The sequence below is a fragment of the Lysinibacillus sp. BNK-21 genome, assembly GCF_048684915.1.
GTDB classification, from domain to species: Bacteria; Bacillota; Bacilli; order Bacillales_A; family Planococcaceae; genus Lysinibacillus; species Lysinibacillus capsici.
Map to the genome: position 1 here is coordinate 1,266,011 of NZ_JBLQTS010000001.1, position 16,664 is coordinate 1,282,674.

General features: G+C 37.6%; 15 protein-coding genes. 11 read left to right on the plus strand and 4 right to left on the minus strand.

Translation table 11 applies throughout. The annotated features are described in order from the left end of the window. The first annotated feature begins 8 nt into the window (after window positions 1-8). The 4 genes from ACMGGO_RS06335 (at window position 9) to ACMGGO_RS06350 (ending at window position 3,036) form a co-directional block, all read left to right on the plus strand. Complete coding sequence (locus ACMGGO_RS06335) at window positions 9-770, plus strand: tRNA threonylcarbamoyladenosine dehydratase (protein ID WP_048392126.1); 762 nt, start codon at window positions 9-11, stop codon at window positions 768-770. A 141-nt stretch (window positions 771-911) separates the two neighbouring features. Then, window positions 912-1,298: a hypothetical protein gene (locus ACMGGO_RS06340; protein WP_112118171.1), complete on the plus strand. Its 387-nt coding sequence runs from the start codon at window positions 912-914 to the stop codon at window positions 1,296-1,298. Window positions 1,299-1,507: 209 nt separating this feature from the next. Beyond that, window positions 1,508-2,026: a hypothetical protein gene (locus ACMGGO_RS06345; protein WP_048392128.1), complete on the plus strand. Its 519-nt coding sequence runs from the start codon at window positions 1,508-1,510 to the stop codon at window positions 2,024-2,026. Between the two features lie 293 nt (window positions 2,027-2,319). After that, window positions 2,320-3,036: a hypothetical protein gene (locus tag ACMGGO_RS06350; RefSeq protein ID WP_279495616.1), complete on the plus strand. Its 717-nt coding sequence runs from the start codon at window positions 2,320-2,322 to the stop codon at window positions 3,034-3,036. An 81-nt stretch (window positions 3,037-3,117) separates the two neighbouring features. Here ACMGGO_RS06350 and ACMGGO_RS06355 read toward each other — a convergent pair whose 3' ends face one another. Beyond that, window positions 3,118-4,404 (minus strand): replication-associated recombination protein A, encoded by a 1,287-nt coding sequence (locus tag ACMGGO_RS06355; RefSeq protein ID WP_131520511.1) that lies wholly within the window; start codon window positions 4,402-4,404, stop codon window positions 3,118-3,120. A gap of 203 nt (window positions 4,405-4,607) precedes the next feature. Here ACMGGO_RS06355 and cymR point away from each other — a divergent pair, with 203 nt between their 5' ends. The 5 genes from cymR to ACMGGO_RS06380 all read left to right on the plus strand — a co-directional run bounded on the left by cymR (window position 4,608) and on the right by ACMGGO_RS06380 (window position 10,006). Beyond that, window positions 4,608-5,027, plus strand: a complete 420-nt coding sequence (gene cymR / locus ACMGGO_RS06360; protein ID WP_004226809.1) for a cysteine metabolism transcriptional regulator CymR — start codon at window positions 4,608-4,610, stop codon at window positions 5,025-5,027. Between the two features lie 275 nt (window positions 5,028-5,302). Beyond that, window positions 5,303-6,451, plus strand: coding sequence for a cysteine desulfurase family protein (locus ACMGGO_RS06365; RefSeq protein ID WP_054550056.1), 1,149 nt, complete (start codon window positions 5,303-5,305; stop codon window positions 6,449-6,451). A 78-nt stretch (window positions 6,452-6,529) separates the two neighbouring features. Further along, a complete protein-coding gene (gene mnmA, locus ACMGGO_RS06370; protein WP_420281671.1) occupies window positions 6,530-7,654 on the plus strand; it encodes a tRNA 2-thiouridine(34) synthase MnmA in 1,125 nt (374 codons plus the stop codon). A gap of 74 nt (window positions 7,655-7,728) precedes the next feature. Continuing rightward, on the plus strand, window positions 7,729-8,388 hold the full coding sequence (locus ACMGGO_RS06375) for a tetratricopeptide repeat protein (RefSeq protein ID WP_048392133.1): 660 nt from the start codon (window positions 7,729-7,731) through the stop codon (window positions 8,386-8,388). Between the two features lie 172 nt (window positions 8,389-8,560). Then, window positions 8,561-10,006, plus strand: coding sequence for an MDR family MFS transporter (locus ACMGGO_RS06380; protein WP_066036483.1), 1,446 nt, complete (start codon window positions 8,561-8,563; stop codon window positions 10,004-10,006). Between the two features lie 89 nt (window positions 10,007-10,095). On the opposite strand, the gene ACMGGO_RS06385 is transcribed toward ACMGGO_RS06380, so the two are convergent. The 3 genes from ACMGGO_RS06385 to hisA all read right to left on the minus strand — a co-directional run bounded on the left by ACMGGO_RS06385 (window position 10,096) and on the right by hisA (window position 12,443). Next, window positions 10,096-10,845 carry a GTP pyrophosphokinase gene (locus ACMGGO_RS06385; RefSeq protein ID WP_048392669.1) on the minus strand — a complete coding sequence of 250 codons (750 nt, stop codon included), beginning with the start codon at window positions 10,843-10,845 and terminating at the stop codon, window positions 10,096-10,098. 546 nt (window positions 10,846-11,391) lie between these two features. Beyond that, the gene (locus ACMGGO_RS06390; protein ID WP_048392136.1) at window positions 11,392-11,679 is read right to left on the minus strand and encodes a hypothetical protein; all 288 of its coding nucleotides are present in this window, start codon (window positions 11,677-11,679) and stop codon (window positions 11,392-11,394) included. Then, entirely contained in the window at window positions 11,676-12,443 is a 768-nt protein-coding gene (hisA, locus tag ACMGGO_RS06395; protein WP_048392137.1) for a phosphoribosylformimino-5-aminoimidazole carboxamide ribotide isomerase, read from the minus strand. The genes ACMGGO_RS06390 and hisA overlap by 4 nt, the downstream gene beginning before the upstream one ends. A gap of 189 nt (window positions 12,444-12,632) precedes the next feature. Here hisA and ACMGGO_RS06400 point away from each other — a divergent pair, with 189 nt between their 5' ends. Together ACMGGO_RS06400 and hpaB are read left to right on the plus strand one after the other, a co-directional pair. Then, window positions 12,633-15,065 carry an ATP-dependent RecD-like DNA helicase gene (locus tag ACMGGO_RS06400; protein ID WP_420281672.1) on the plus strand — a complete coding sequence of 811 codons (2,433 nt, stop codon included), beginning with the start codon at window positions 12,633-12,635 and terminating at the stop codon, window positions 15,063-15,065. Between the two features lie 123 nt (window positions 15,066-15,188). After that, complete coding sequence (gene hpaB, locus ACMGGO_RS06405) at window positions 15,189-16,622, plus strand: 4-hydroxyphenylacetate 3-monooxygenase, oxygenase component (RefSeq protein WP_420281673.1); 1,434 nt, start codon at window positions 15,189-15,191, stop codon at window positions 16,620-16,622. Window positions 16,623-16,664 lie beyond the last annotated feature (42 nt).

A 16,664-nucleotide genomic window follows, 5' to 3' on the forward strand; every position in this document is an offset into this window, starting at 1 on the left:
GTGTCAGGATGTTACATCAATTTTCACGTAACGAGCTCGCAATAGGAACAGAGGGTCTCGAGAAATTAAAAAATACAACGGTTGCCATTCTTGGTGTGGGTGGTGTCGGTTCATTCGCGGCTGAGGCATGTGCACGAAGCGGAATCGGCCGTATTATTCTAGTCGATAAGGACAATGTAGATATCACAAATGTCAACAGACAACTTGTTGCATACTTATCAACAGTTGGTCAATCAAAATCAGCTGTCATGAAAGAGCGTATTGCAGATATTAACCCAGCATGTGAAGTGATTGACATGCACATGTTTTATACGGAAGAAACTTATGAAGAATTTTTTGCACAAGGCATTGATTATGTAATCGATGCAAGTGATACAGTGATGTATAAAATTCATATAATGAAGGAATGTTTAAAGCGTAATATTCCTATTATTTCAAGCATGGGTGCAGCAAATAAGATGGACCCTACTCGCTTCCAAATTGCAGATATTTCAAAAACACATACAGACCCATTGGCTAAAATCATTCGTACTAAGCTACGTAAAGAAGGTATTCATAAGGGTGTTACGGTTGTATTTTCAGATGAAAGTCCAATTGTCGTACGTCCAGATGTTGTCGAACATGTAGGTAAGCCGGATGCAGCAATTCGAAAAGCAAAGATGCCACCTTCATCTAACGCTTTTGTACCGTCAGTAGCAGGTTTAATTGCAGCAAGCTGGGTAGTCAATACCATCCTAAAAGATGTGAAAATTACGCGCGTACAAGGTTAATACCAAATACGGTGCTTTGGTAATAGTCAAAAAACAGCATAAATGTTCATTTTCGTAGAAGTAGCTGCCTTAATTGTATTTAGAGGTAGCTACTTTTTCTATGTTACAATTAGACCGTTGTAAAAAAGGAGGCGTATACAAATGGAAAAAATTTATCAAATGGAGTATAGAGGTTTAAATCTTTTCGACGAGATTAGCACAGTAGAGTTAGCTATAGATGAAGAAAACCAAACTATACATATTTTTGATGTTGGACAGGTTGTCAGCCCCATTTTTAATTTTGATGTATCAGCCTACGAATTGTCAGATGGTTTTTATAAAATGGCTGATGTTCTGCGACACAAAAAAATCTTAACGAATCAACAATCAGGTAGTGATTTAACATTAAGTGAATGGTTAATTATGAACAATGCTTATTTTTATATACCTCAAAAGCGCATTAAAAAATATGTGCATGGAAGTATTATTGAAATTATCGATCGAGCAAACGAACCATGCTTATTTGATGATTATGTACAAAGGGTATAATTTTACCAAAATAGTTCCTCTTATGTACATAAAATGCTATTAATTCACGAAATTGTCTTATTTTTTTCATGTCCACACTACTTCATATGGTTTATTGCTATAATTTGAATCATCCATTAGATAATCGATCAGTTTGTTTGAGATGCTTGGTGCTACTCAGTGAATAGCCAGAAAGCTAAACAGCAAATGACATATGGGAGAGTGGGAAAATGGAAATTCAAGTAATTCGTGATCATTTAGATATTGTTAAACTTCAAGAGAAAATGAATGCCATTGTATTTGACTATTTGGATACATCCAACAACTATCCGAAAGCCATGAGAGAATTGAATCCTTTATATATACAAGTCACTACCTATTATAAGGAATATGTTAATCAGCGGGCAGGGGAATTACCGAAAGCAAATACGTATTGGCATTTATTTATCGATTGTTGTGCAAAATTATGCTACTTTTTAGCTGCATCGACCTATTATTCTTCGAATGCTTTGCAAAAAACGCCTGAAAAAGTAGAGCATTTATTAAAAATAGCAGCCTATTCCTTACCGAGTATTGAGCAGGAAGAGAATGAGCAATTATTAGAAGATATCATGGCTCTTTTAACTGAAGTGCTAGAAGATGAAGAAAAAGCAACAAACATACGCAACGAAGTACTGTCACAAAAAGGTGAAGTGAAGCAATGTCTTCAACAATTTAAATTATTTGTGGAACAAGAACTTCCTGCATAAACCTTAGACAATAATAGACTATCTATTTTCTGAAAATAGCCTATACGTCAAGAATCTACGTAACTTATTGGGATTTAAATCAGTTTTTTCTACAATGTTCGATGTGGAAAGAGAGTGATTTATTTGCCTCTTTTAGTAGCGTGGGTTCTTTTTTATTGTGACGAAAGTAAAAAGGCATATTTTCTTGAAAGGTATTTATGTTTTTTTGTCGAATTATAGTTAGAAAATTGGTAATATATGTGCTCACGCTGTAAGAACTTAGCTGAAAGAACTTATTGGAAGGGGGCTAAGCAATGATTGTAAATGGAATAGAAATAGATTTGGCGAATTTGGAAAAGCCGCTTTTATTAGTTAGTGAGGAAGATGAACTTTTATTTCTACAGCTTATCCAACCGACAATTGAACAGGAGCTTATTCAATGTCAATTAGCGCTCTCAACAAGGAAATCTATTTCATTGGTCAAAGATATTTGGTTGGCTATGTATAGAGATCGAGAAAAGCTTTACGTCAATAGCGGTCATGCCATGCTTTATCCAATACGTTTAATTCTTTTTGAACTAGTCACACAAGCAGAATATTTCCAACGCTTAGCAAAAAAATCACGTGGCGATGAATGTCTTTCCCTTATCTATGCAGTTATTCTTTTGCAATTTGTCTTGCAATGGTTAAAAGATCGATTTAGTGGAAATAAAGAGGTATATGGTGCATTAAAACGGTTATACAGAGTGTCGGATGATGAATTAAGTAAGGAGCCCTCCTGTGAAACAAGAGAACAAAAAATTGCACAAGCAATTGCTGTAAAAGCAATTCGCTTTGAGGTAAGAGAAAACAATCAAGAGTTCGCCAGCTTGTTGTATCAGTCGTATAATTTGATTGTTTTTTTGCATAGTAAGGCAAATGAAGGAGATGTGAAAGAGTCCATTTTGCCATCACTTCGACATTTGGCAGAACCATTAAATTTGTTTTACCAAGAACGATATACAACAAATAACCCGAGCTTTACAGGATGATTGCTAGAGTAGCCTATCCTGTTGTTATATAAAAAGCAAAGTCATTTCAATTACTTAAGATAGTGACTTTGCTTTGTTTTATTATTTCTTATCTTGAAATGATTTTAGTTTGTCGTAGATGCCAGCCATGCGCTTTTCCTCACCAGCAATAACAGGTTTGTAGAATTCAGTTCCTACAAGTTCGTCTGGCAAATATTGCTGGTCTACCCAACCACCAAAAGTACCGATCGGTGTGTTATGAGGATATTGATAGCCAACGTGTCCTAAATCTTTTGCACCCTCGTAATGAGCATCTCGCAAATGATGAGGTATATCACCTGTTTTGCCTTCATGAATAGCCTTAATGGCAGCATCAATTGCCACAATGGCTGAGTTGGATTTTGAGGCAAGGCACATTTCAATGACAGCACTGGCAAGTGGGATACGTGCCTCTGGTAATCCTAGTCGTTCAGCTGCTTGAATAGCAGCTAATATATGAGGTCCGACTTCGGGATTAGCTAGACCAATATCCTCATAGGCCATAACAAGTAGGCGTCTGCTGACAGCCACTAAATCGCCTGTTTCCAATAAATGCGCTAGATAATACAGAGCAGCATTGGTATCACTGCCACGCACAGACTTTTGCAGAGCTGATAGTAAATTATAAAAATGTGATCCTTTTTTATCGCCATACACACCAATTCGACTAATGAGATGTTCAATGACATGGTCGGCAGCAACCGTTTGTCCATCCACCTCATCACTGGCATAGTAAATGGATTCTAGCAAAGTTAACGCCTTTCGTGCATCTCCATTTGCTGCGGCTGCAATTTGTTCAATTTGTGATGGTGTTAAGGCAAAATGATATTTACCTAGTCCGCGTCTTTCATCAGCAAGTGCTTTTTCAACTAGCTCGATTAAATTTTCCTTCGTTAAGCGTTTTAGCTGGTAAATTTCGCCACAGCGTGAACGAATCGCTGGATTAACATCATGATAGGGATTTTCTGTCGTGGCACCAATTAATACAATTGATCCATTTTCTACATGTGGTAACAGTGTATCTTGCTGTAATTTATTGAAACGATGAATTTCATCTAGGAAAAGTATTACTTTCCCTGAAATTCTTGCTTCTTGTACAATATCTTCCACATCTTTTTTGCCAGCTCGTGTAGCATTAAGTGCGAAGAAAGGGAGCTTGGAACTTCCTGCAATGGCATTGGCAATGGATGTTTTACCGATACCAGGTTCTCCATATAGCAACATGGAAGGGACATGTTCATTTTGAATCATTTTATAAAGGGCTGTGTTGGGACCAATGAAATCCTGATGACCAACAATCTCATCAAGGGTTAAAGGTCGCATTCGAAAAGCGAGTGGTTCATTGTGCAAAATAACTTCCCCTTTCTGTCGTTGTCATTTTTTGCTTCATACATTTTTTTACGCTAAAATAAAGCACTCATATGGATTTTGAACGACTATGAATCGCTTTAATTAGTATATCATATCCTTCTAGGTGTATTTCCGAGTTCATCAAGAGGAGATTATGATATACTGTTGGTAGTATTTTGACTAGACTAATTGAGGGTGATAAAATGAAAATTTCAACAAAGGGCCGTTATGGGCTTACAATTATGATTGAATTAGCAAAGCATTATGGGGAAGGGCCAATTCCCTTGCGTAAAATTGCGGCGGAAAAGGAACTTTCAGAGGCATATTTAGAGCAATTAGTATCTCCGCTTCGTAATTCAGGCTTAGTAAAAAGTGTACGTGGTGCTTATGGTGGTTATATGCTAGCAAATCCACCTAGCGAAATTTCAGCAGCCCATGTTATTAGTGTGCTAGAAGGGCCGATTCAACCAGTAGAGGGTATTGAAAATGAAGAAGCCCCGCAACGTGAGTTATGGCTACGTATTCGTGATGCAGTAAAAAACGTGTTAGATACAACGACAATTGAAGATTTAGCACAATATACAGAAGAAAATGTAGTGGAAGGCTACATGTTCTATATTTAAAATAGTTTAAGCTAAAGCGCTACTCCTGCATTCACTTCATTTTTTTGGGAGATTGTGAACTATTCACATCTCAATGGCTATTTTTACGATGAGTGATGTGGGTTTTGTGCTTTTATCTCGATTCAGCAAATGTTTTGTACTAAAATGAACCACTAAGTACGGGAGACTCCCCACTTATAGAGGAGCGAAGAACACTTTTATTTTTTTGCAAGCATTAACTGAATCAAGCGAAAGCCTCTGGCGGATGTCACAGAGTTTAAAAAGGAGTTTTCAACATGAATTCATATATCTATCTCGATCATGCGGCCACATCTCCAATGAATGGCCAAGTAATAGAAGCGATGACGACTGCTATGCAAGAGGTATTTGGCAATGCATCGAGTATTCATAAAGCAGGTCGAGAAGCAAGGAAATATCTAGATGATGCACGTGAGCTATTGGCGAAATCAATTGGTGCGCAAGCAGGGGAAATTATTTTCACAAGTGGTGGCACAGAAGCTGACAATATGGCAATTTTAGGAACTGTCTATGCCCGTGCAAATGAAGGAAAACACATCATAACAACGCAAGTAGAGCATCATGCAGTATTACATACGTGTGAAAAACTTGAACGTGATGGCTTTGAGGTGACCTATTTACCTGTTGATCAAAAAGGGCGTGTCGCGATTGAGGATGTCCAAAAAGCCCTTCGTGATGATACCATTTTAGTGACAATTATGTATGGAAATAATGAAGTTGGAACGATACAGCCAATTGCTGAGATTGGCGCGCTATTGCGTGAGCATAGTGCCATATTCCATACAGATGCGGTTCAGGCTTATGGCTTAGAGTCCATTGATGTAAATGAATTACAGGTGGATTTATTGAGTGTATCTGCTCATAAAATCAACGGTCCAAAAGGTGTTGGATTCCTTTATCAAAAAGCAGGAACACCGTTAGCAAGTTATGCTCTTGGGGGCGCACAAGAGAAAAAACGTCGTGCAGGTACTGAAAATATACCTGCCATTATTGCTTTTGCGACTGCAGTGCAAGTTGCAAATGAGTTGCGTGAAGAAAAGCGTTCACTATACAATCACTTTAAGCAAATTATGCTTGCTGTTTTTTCACAGGAAAAGCTAGCATTCCATGTAAATGGTGATGAGGTGGATTCGTTGCCTCATGTCTTAAATATTAGCTTTGCAGGCATGGAGGTAGAATCATTTTTAGTGAACCTTGATATGGCAGGTATCTATGTTTCGAGTGGTTCGGCATGTACTGCAGGATCGATTGATCCTTCTCATGTGTTAGTAGCAATGTTTGGACAAAGTGCAGAGGAGCTACGAAATTCAATCCGATTCAGCTTTGGGCAGGGTTTAACGGAAAAGGATATACAAGATGCAGCAGAAAAAACGGCTCAAATTGTGAAAAAACTAGCTAAAAAATAATTTGCAAAATACTTATGTTATGTTTCGTTAAAATATTGAAACATAAACTGTAATTAGATAAAAGAAAAGGTGACCACAATGAAAGAAACACGTGACCCCTCTCAAATTCGAGTTGTTGTCGGCATGTCAGGTGGGGTAGATTCATCGGTGGCGGCATACTTGTTAAAACAACAAGGGTATGAAGTAATCGGGATCTTTATGAAAAACTGGGATGATACAGACGAAAACGGTGTTTGTACGGCAACGGAAGATTATGACGATGTAATAAAAGTATGTAATCAAATTGGGATCCCATACTATGCTGTCAATTTCGAGAAACAATATTGGGATAAGGTTTTCACATACTTTTTAGAAGAATATAAAGCAGGGCGTACACCAAATCCTGATGTTATGTGCAATAAAGAAATTAAATTTAAAGCATTTTTAGAGCATGCCATGAACCTTGGTGCTGATTATTTAGCGACAGGTCACTATGCACGAATTGATCGTAGTGGTGATGGTGAAGTTAGAATGTTACGTGGCGTTGATGATAATAAAGATCAAACATACTTTTTAAATCAATTATCCCAAGAGCAATTGGCGCATGTAATGTTCCCAATTGGTGATATAGAGAAAAAAGAAGTACGAAAAATTGCAGAAGAAGCTGGCCTTGCTACGGCAAAGAAAAAAGATTCAACAGGCATTTGCTTTATCGGTGAACGTAATTTCAAGGAGTTCTTGAGTCAATATTTACCAGCGCAACCTGGGAAAATGGAAACAATGGATGGCGTTGTAATGGGCCAACACGATGGTTTAATGTACTATACACTTGGTCAACGACACGGGCTTGGTATTGGTGGGGACGGCAAGCCTTGGTTTGTGCTAGGAAAAGATTTAGCGCGTAATGTTCTACTTGTCGGACAAGGCTTTGACAATGAATATTCGTATTCAACATCATTAACAGCTGTGAAAATGAGCTATACTTCGACAAAAAAATTGCCTGGGAAATTTTCTTGCACAGCAAAATTCCGTTATCGTCAAACTGATACACCAGTAGAAGTTGAAATTTTACCAGATGGCCGTGCACACATTACATTTGCAGAACCTGTACGTGCAATTACACCTGGCCAAGCTGTAGTGCTATACAACGGAGAAGAATGTATGGGTGGCGGAACGATTGATGAAGTCTTTAAAAGTAATGAAAAACTAACATATGTTGGATAAATTGCGTTAAGACTGCTTTTATGGCCTCTTGGCTTCCTAAAAGCAGTCTTTCGCTACATAGAGGTGAAGAACAAATGAATTATAATGAACAGGGCATCCAAGCATTTCAAGAAAAACGTTATGAGGATGCTGCTCAACTATTTACAAAAGCAATAGAGGCAGAGCCTGAAAATGCTATTGGGTATGTAAATTTCGGCAATTTATTAGCCGTATTAGAGGATACTGAACGTGCAGAACGTTTCTTCCAAAAGGCAATCACTGTAGATGAATCAGCAGCTACAGCCTATTACGGTCTAGCGAATTTATATTACAATGCTGAACGCTATGCCGAGGCCGTGAAGCTATATGAGCAAGCGCTAAAACATCATATTGAAGGTGCCGATGTCTATTATATGATGGGGAAATGCTTTGAACGGTTGGATAACTCAAAATTGGCATTACCATATTTACAACGTGCGGTAGAAATTGCTCCAGAGGATACACAGATTCGTTTAGCCTATGCGATAGTGTTATGTGCATTAGAAATGTTTGAGGAAGGGAAGAAGGAACTAGATCTCTTAATTGAACAGGATTGGAATAATGCAGATGCACATTATAATTTAGGCGTACTATATGCCGTGTCTACCGAACAAACAGAGGATGCAATGTATCATTTGAAACAAGCCTTTACCTTACAACCTGAATATGACCAAGCACGTTATATTTACGATATGATTGCTCAACGATTTAACTGATAGATAATAAGCAGCGAGTGAATGTTGATTAACATTCTTGCTGCTTTTTTATTGATTTTATCTAGTAATACAGAAAAAATTGTTTATTTTTTCATAAATTGAATCTCTTTCTCTTTTAATTCTAGTTCAAACTTGGTAATGTATGTCATGCAGGAAAGGAAAAGGTGACAGAATGAATAAAGTTTTTATTGCACTATTACTTGTAACAGCACTTGCTGCAATTGAGGGAACTATTGTTAGTACTGCTATTCCGAGTATTACGGCTGATTTATTAGGTGTAGACTTAATAAGCTGGATTTATTCTGCTTATTTACTAGCTTCAGCCATAGCGGCGATTATTTTTGGTAAATTAGCCGATTTATTTGGTCGTAAACGGATGATTATTACTGGTATCATTATTTTTTTAGTAGGTTCTATGTTATGTGGTTTAGCTCAATCCATGGAGCAATTAATTGTTTTTCGAGCAATTCAAGGTATTGGCGCAGGTTCAATTTTACCGATTACATTAACAATGGTTGGTGAATTGTTTAAGACTGAAAAAGAGCGTGCCAAAGGACAAAGCTATTTAAGTATGGTATGGGGCGTTTCTGGTGTAGTAGGTCCGTTATTTGGAGGCTTTATAGTTGACCAAGTATCTTGGCATTTTATTTTCTTCATTAATGTACCGTTTGGTTTAGCCTCTATTTATTTAATTGCTAAACATTATAAAGAACAACTAGAGGCAGTGAAGCGTAAAATTGACTACCTAGGTGCAGTGTTTTTTACAATTGGCATGGTTGCGTTACTGTTTGTTATTATCGAAAACAGTAAAACACAAACCTGGTTATCAGGTCAATCGCTGCTAATGTATGGTGTTGCTCTTGTATTCTTAAGTATTTTTATCTGGGTGGAGTTACGAGCAGAGGAGCCAATTATTCCGTTAACACTGTTTAAAAATGGACGACTAATGGTCATTAATGCATTAACTTTAAGCGGTATGTCTATTGTCATTGGTGTAACCGTTTATATTCCTATATTTGCTCAAAGTGTTTTAGGCAAAAATGCAACGCAGGCTGGTTTATTATTAACACCAATGTCTATTTTTTGGACGGTGAACTCGATTATGGCAGGTTATTTAATCGGTCGTTTAACAAATAAACGCATTATCCAAATGGGTACGATTTTACTTGTTACGGGTACACTATTGTTGGCAAGACTATCTTCAGATTCTAGTGATTTCAGCGTTTATTTCGCATCATCGTTAATAGGGCTAGGGATGGGCTTTATTATGCCGATGTTGATGATTTCCATACAAAAGGTGGCAGATCCAAAGCAACTTGGTATTTCAATTGGTTTGAACTCTTTTACAAATACATTTAGCCAAGCGATTGGTGCAGCGCTATTTGGTATGATTTTCAACCTGGCAACGAGTGAAAAAATGGCTTCATTAGGAAAAGGTGAAATTCAATTAAATGGTGAATTTGCAAAAGGTGGGTTTAAATTAGAAGAAGTAAGCTTTTTAAAGGATACTATTGCGAATGGCGTCAGTTATGTATATATAGCTACCTTTATTTTTGCTATTGGTGCTCTTATTTTCTCCTTTTTTGTAGCAACGAAATCTACAAGGAAAGCGCAATAGTGAATAAAAAGTAAAATCCACCTCACATTCTGTGATCAAGCAGCGTGTGAGGTGGGTTTTTCATTTGACAACTAAACCATAGAATAAATTTACTTTTTGAATAGAGTGTCATCAATTATTTGATTGCCAGGTAGTTCCGTTAAGTATTTCGCTAAATGTGCGATGGGGGTACTGTCTAGCAATGAAGGCTCGGCTTCATTTTCTTTTAAAATATTGATTTCCTTATTCAGTCGCTCCATTTTTCGATCTAATTCAGCTGCTTGTAGTGCGGCTTCCTTTAATTCATGTCGAATATGCTCAGGTACTTCTTTGTTATACTTATAATAAATTTTGTGTTCTAAGCTTGCCCAGAAATCCATTGCAATTGTACGAATTTGGATCTCTGTATAGACCTTTTCCATATGGTCTGACATAAAGATAGGAATTTTAATAATAAGATGTAAGCTTTGGTAGCCATTTTCTTTTGGATTGGCTATATAATCCTTCACCTCAACAACTTCCATGTCATGCTGTGCTTGTAACATGGCACTTACCTTGTAAATATCCTCCACAAAGGAACAGGTGATGCGAGCACCAGCTATATCGCGGATATTTTCACGCACGGCCTCTATTGATGGAGGAAGCTCTTTTTTCATCATCTTCGTTAAAATACTTTTAGGTGATTTTACACGTGTAGAAACATGCTCAATTGGATTATATTCATGAATTAACTTAAATTCTTCTTGTAATATATTAATTTTCGTTTCCACTTCCTGTAGAGCAAATTTGTAAGCTAAAAAGAAGCGTGTTAATTCAGTTTGAAAAGATTTTAAAGTGTTTACTTCTAGTTCAGTTTTCATCGTTTGTAAATCCTTTCTTTTACGGTTTATTCGATTTTTATTTTTTGTATAGCTGTGATGGGCAACGAGATACTTCCAAATGGAATTTTCTATAGCTCTCCATAAAAGAATGTTTGATGCACAAGCAAACGTAATGATTTGCCCTGCATCTGATTCATTAATAATATACCTTCTATGAGGAACTTCAATCCTATCGTCAATGATAAATTTTTATTGATTGAAAGCTTCCATAAATAAACAATTAATATAGGCAAACTAATACGAGCTATATAAAAATTAAACGGACCAAAAGTTATCCACCATGTTCTGTATCCACTATGAAAGCCTACACCATAGGGGATCACGGTGATCATCTCTATAAGAAGAGCGGAAAGCATAAAAATAAGGTAGGAAAAAAATATGTAGTTTAGTCATGAAAGCCCCCTGTGGTTTATGCTATACAATATATAACTCACATGACAATGAAAAGGTTTCAGAAATAGGGGCAAGGAAGAAATGCAGAAGAGGGTTTGAGGTTAAACAAAGGGAACCATTTGTCCCCTTGTTTTAACTAATAATTTCAGCATTTAAGTTATAGCGCTTATTAAACTCATCAACGAAAATTTGTAAATCAATATAGGTTCCAATATAAGGCTCTGTTTCTTGATCGCGTAAGAACCCACATGTTGCCTTTAGTGATTTTGAAAATTCCAATAACATTTGTTCGTTGTCAAGTTGTACATGAATTGCAAGAGAATGATCCTTTTTATTCACTTTAAAATACTTACCATCTATGATTCTCTCTAAATTAGTTTCTTGAAATGGAAAAACATAATCTTTATAAATGAGCTTCACAAGATCCCGCCTTTTTTACAATATTCGACTACATCTGTATAAGGTAAATCGCCACCAAAAATTGAGAGCGCACTTCCAATGGTTACATGAAGTTTTCCGTGGGCTAATTGATTAAATTTTTCTAAGTCTTCGATTGAACGAACGCCACCTGCATAGGTAGTTGGAATAGATGTCCAGGCAGCTAAATCCTGTACCAAGCTTTCCTGCATACCACCCTTTTTTCCTTCAACATCGACAGCATGTATTAACAGCTCATCACAAAAGTCTTCAATATAGGCAATCGACGCAGCATTGACTTCGAAATGACTAAATGTAGTCCATTTATCTGTCATGACAAACCACTTTCCGTCACGCATCTTACAACTGAGATCGATAACAAGGTGTTCTTTACCAATTAATTGATTTAAGCGCTTTAAACGCGCTAAATCGAGCTGACCATCATGAAAAATATAGGATGTGACAATGACATGCGAAGCGCCTGCGTCAATATACTTTTGAGCATTGTCAGCCGTAATGCCGCCACCTATTTGCAAGCCTTGAGGATAGGCTGTTAAAGCGGATAGGGCAGCTTCTTCATTACCAGAGCCTAGCATAATAACGTGTCCACCTGTTAAACGATCTTGGGCAAACATTTGTGCATAGTGGCTAGCGTCATGTTGAGAAATAAAGTTTTCTACAACTGCTTGATTTGTATATCCCAAAGTGCTACCTACAATTTGCTTTACTTTGCCATCGTGTAAATCGATGCAAGGTCTAAATTCCAATAATTTCACAATCCTTCCGTGCAACTAATTCATATTAATCATAGCATGGAACGGAGGATAAAGGCAGAGAATTGTCATTTGTCAAAATAATGTAAAAATAACAAAGTGGATATATTTTTGTCTGCGATATTTTCATGTGGCTATGGTAAAATAAAAAGATTGAAAACTATAAGAAAGGACGGACCGAACATGACAGATCATTTAGATTTATTTGAACTCAATAAATTTTTTATACTCGGACGTCCGATCGTCTCTATCTTTCATAATGCGCAAAATATGTATTCGATTGTACGTGTGAAAATTCAAGAGACGAATTTGCAATATGAAGATAAAGAGATTATTGTTGTTGGTTATTTTCCCCCACTACAAATGGATGAACAATATCGATTTACTGGTATTTTAAAACAGCATCCTAAATACGGTGCTCAATTTCAAATTGAGACATTTACAAAAGAGGTACCTGCAACTGAGCAAGGAATTATTCATTATTTATCTAGTGACCTCTTCGTAGGGATCGGGAAAAAAACAGCTGAAACGATTGTTGAAAAACTAGGTGCTAATGCACTCCGTGTTATTTTAGAAGATCCTAGTGCCCTCGATGCTGTTCCGCGTCTATCCGCTGAAAAAAAAGAAGTCATTCACCGCACCATTGAGCAAAACTTAGGCTTAGAGCGGGTCATGATTCAATTGAATGAGTGGGGATTTGGTCCACAGCTTGGGATGAAGATTTATCAAACCTATCGAACAGAAGCCATTGAATTACTGACAGAAAATCCATACCGCTTGATTGAAGATGTGGAAGGAGTGGGTTTCTTTCGAGCCGACGAGCTAGGTGCGAAATTAGGTATAACTGGTAAACATCCTGATCGTGTCAAAGCAGCGATTTTACATATTTTAAATACAGCAGCTTTATCGGATGGACATGTTTATCTAGATGCAGAACAGGTTTTACCGCTCGTTAAGGAAATGCTTGAACAAAGCCAACGACAGGAGATACCATTCGAGGATATTTCTCAAGCCTGTATCAGACTCCGTGAAGAAGGCAAAATTTGTGGTGAAGAGACAAGGTTATATTTGCCATCACTCTATTTTTCAGAGGTAGGGATTGCATCGAAAATCTTATCGCTTATCGAGCGGAATAATAAGGCTGAACATTTTAGTAAAGATGAAATTCGAAAAGCCATTGGAGAAACAGAGGAGCTACTCAATGTTACCTATGCAGAAACACAAGCGAATGCCATCGAACAGGCTTTAAATTCAGCTGTTATGATTTTAACGGGTGGTCCTGGTACGGGGAAAACCACTGTTGTACGTGGGGTCGTAGAAGTTTATGCAAAGCTTCATGGGCTATCCTTAAATCCAAAAGAGTATGCTCAAAAAGAGGAGCCTTTTCCGATTATTCTTTGTGCGCCGACTGGACGTGCTGCTAAACGATTAGCCGAATCAACAGAGCTTCCTGCGATGACCATCCATCGACTGCTCGGTTTTACAGGGCAAGAAAAAGAGGAAGAAACAGAGCGGGAAGTAACAGGTAAGCTGATTATCGTGGATGAAATGTCAATGGTTGATACATGGCTTGCCCATCAATTATTAAAAGCTTTACATGAAGATGTTCAAGTTGTCTTTGTTGGAGATCAGGATCAGCTTCCACCAGTAGGTCCAGGACAGGTGTTAAAGGATTTATTAGCATCCAAGCAGCTACCAACTGTCGAGCTAACAGATGTTTACCGACAAGCAGAAGGCTCAACGATTATTGAACTTGCGCATCAAATAAAAAAAGGAACGATTCCACAAGAGTTAACAGCTAAAACCTCTGATCGTTCGTTTATTAAGGCTTCAGCAGACCAAGTTGCCAACGTTGTTACTCAAGTTGTCAAAAGTGCTGTCGCAAAGGGCCAGGAAATCCGTAATATTCAAGTGTTGGCGCCCATGTATAAAGGACCAGCTGGTATAGATAAATTAAATAAAATGATTCAAGAGCTTATTAACCCAAATGATACTGGCACACGAAAAGAGCTAGTCTTTGGGGATGTCACCTATCGAATAAAGGATAAAGTTCTTCAGCTTGTCAATCAACCTGAAAGCAATGTCTTTAATGGAGATATGGGTGAGGTCATTAGTATTATTAAGGCGAAAGAGACGATCGAAAAACAAGATTTACTGATCGTATCCTTTGATGGCATTGAAGTGACCTATCAACGAAGCGACCTCAATCAATTGACACTAGCTTATTGTTGCTCCATCCATAAATCACAGGGCTCTGAGTTTCAAACGGTCATTATGCCAGTGGTTAGAGGGTATTCCAAAATGTTACGGCGTAACCTTTTATACACAGGTATTACACGTGCTAAAAACTTTTTGATTTTATGCGGTGAACCAGATGTGCTTGCGGATGGTTTACAACGTACAGATGACCTTCAGCGTTTCACCTCTTTACGTGCAAGACTTAACCCAATGGAAATTGAGGAAGAACTTGTGGAAGTCGAGGCAGTGCCAGTAGAAAATGAAGGGATGCAGGAGCCGGTTTCCGTTGAACCAAAGCTAACAGTAGAAACAGCCCCTTATATTCATCCAATGATTGGTATGAATGATGTCTCTCCATATGATTTTTTGGATGACTAAAATATATATTCCCGATTAGACTGTCTAATCGGTTTTTTCTAATTGATGTATCGTCACCTAATATTTGGACATTTCATATACTAGATGAGTACAAAAACATAGGGAATGTATAGGGGTGACAGCATGCCAATAATGACAGGGCAGCAGTATATTGAACGAATTGATGCTTTAAAAACGTATATTTCGATAGATGGGAAAGTCGTGACAGGAAAGGTGTCAGAACATCCTGCCTTTAAAGGAATTATCCAGAGTCAAGCGAAACTTTTTGATTTACAACATCAAGAGGCACTTCTTGAAAAAATGACCTATGAATCGCCAATTAGTAAACAGAAAGTTGGCATGTCATTTCTTCAAGTATTGACGCCAGAAGATCTTGTGAAAAGGCGCCAAGCGGCAAGGGAATGGGCATTATCTTCTCAAGGCTTTATGGGGAGAAGCCCTGATTATATGAATACAACATTAATGGCCCTTGCATCAGCGTCAGATTTTTTAAAAGAGAAGCCAAATTGTTTCCCAGAGCATTTGCTGAAGTTCTATGAGTATGCTCGCGAGAATGATATTACGATGACACATACCTTTATCGAACCACAGGTAAATCGCAAGCGCTTTTACTATGAGGATGAAGAAGTAACCATTGCAGCTAAAATCATTGGGAAAACAAGTGAGGGCTTAGTCATTAAAGGGGCAAGATTACTAGCGACACAGGGTGGCATAACAGATGAGCTTCTTGTTTTATCAACAAATGGCTATGATGAAGGAAAAGGTTTCGGGTTTTCTATTCCAAGTAACACGAAAGGCTTAAAGTTTTTATGTCGGCAATCATTTGTAGGGGGAGATTCTACCTTTGATTATCCGTTAAGTGCACGTTTTGAAGAAATGGATGCAATCGTTGTGTTTGAGGATGTAGTTGTCCCGTGGGAACGAGTATTTTATTACGAAAATGTTGAAGTGGCCAATCAATTTATGAATGTTAGTGGCTTCCAAGCGTATACTTTGCATCATGTGCTGTCACGTCAAATTGCTAAGACGGAATTCATCCTAGGGGTTGTACAAATGATTGTGGATTCCATAAATATTGGGGATTACCAACATGTCCATCAAAAAGTGGTAGATGTCATCGTAGCATTAGAAACGATGAAAGCATTGCAATTAAAATCAGAAATTGAGGCACAAAGGGATTCCTTTGGCTTTATCAGACCAGACCAATCCACATTACAGGTCGCTATTCATATCTTCCCGAAAGTATATCCTACCTTTACAGATATCATCCAGCAACTGGGAGCAAGTGGATTAATGTCCATACCGAGTGCAAAAGCATTTGCAACGGATGATGGGGATCTTGATCATTATCTGCAATCATTTCAAGACAAAGGGGAAGAGCGAGTAAAGAAATTCCGTTTAGCTTGGGATTTAACAATGAGTAGTTTTGGCACAAGACAGACATTGTATGAACGCTTTTTCTTTGGTGATCCTGTACGTTTATCTAGCTTACTCTATCAATCTTATCAACGAGAGCATTTAGTGCAAAGAGTGGAAGACTTTTTGAAAAATGATTGATAGAAAGTTTGACAATTGTGAAACTATCCGTTATCATTTACA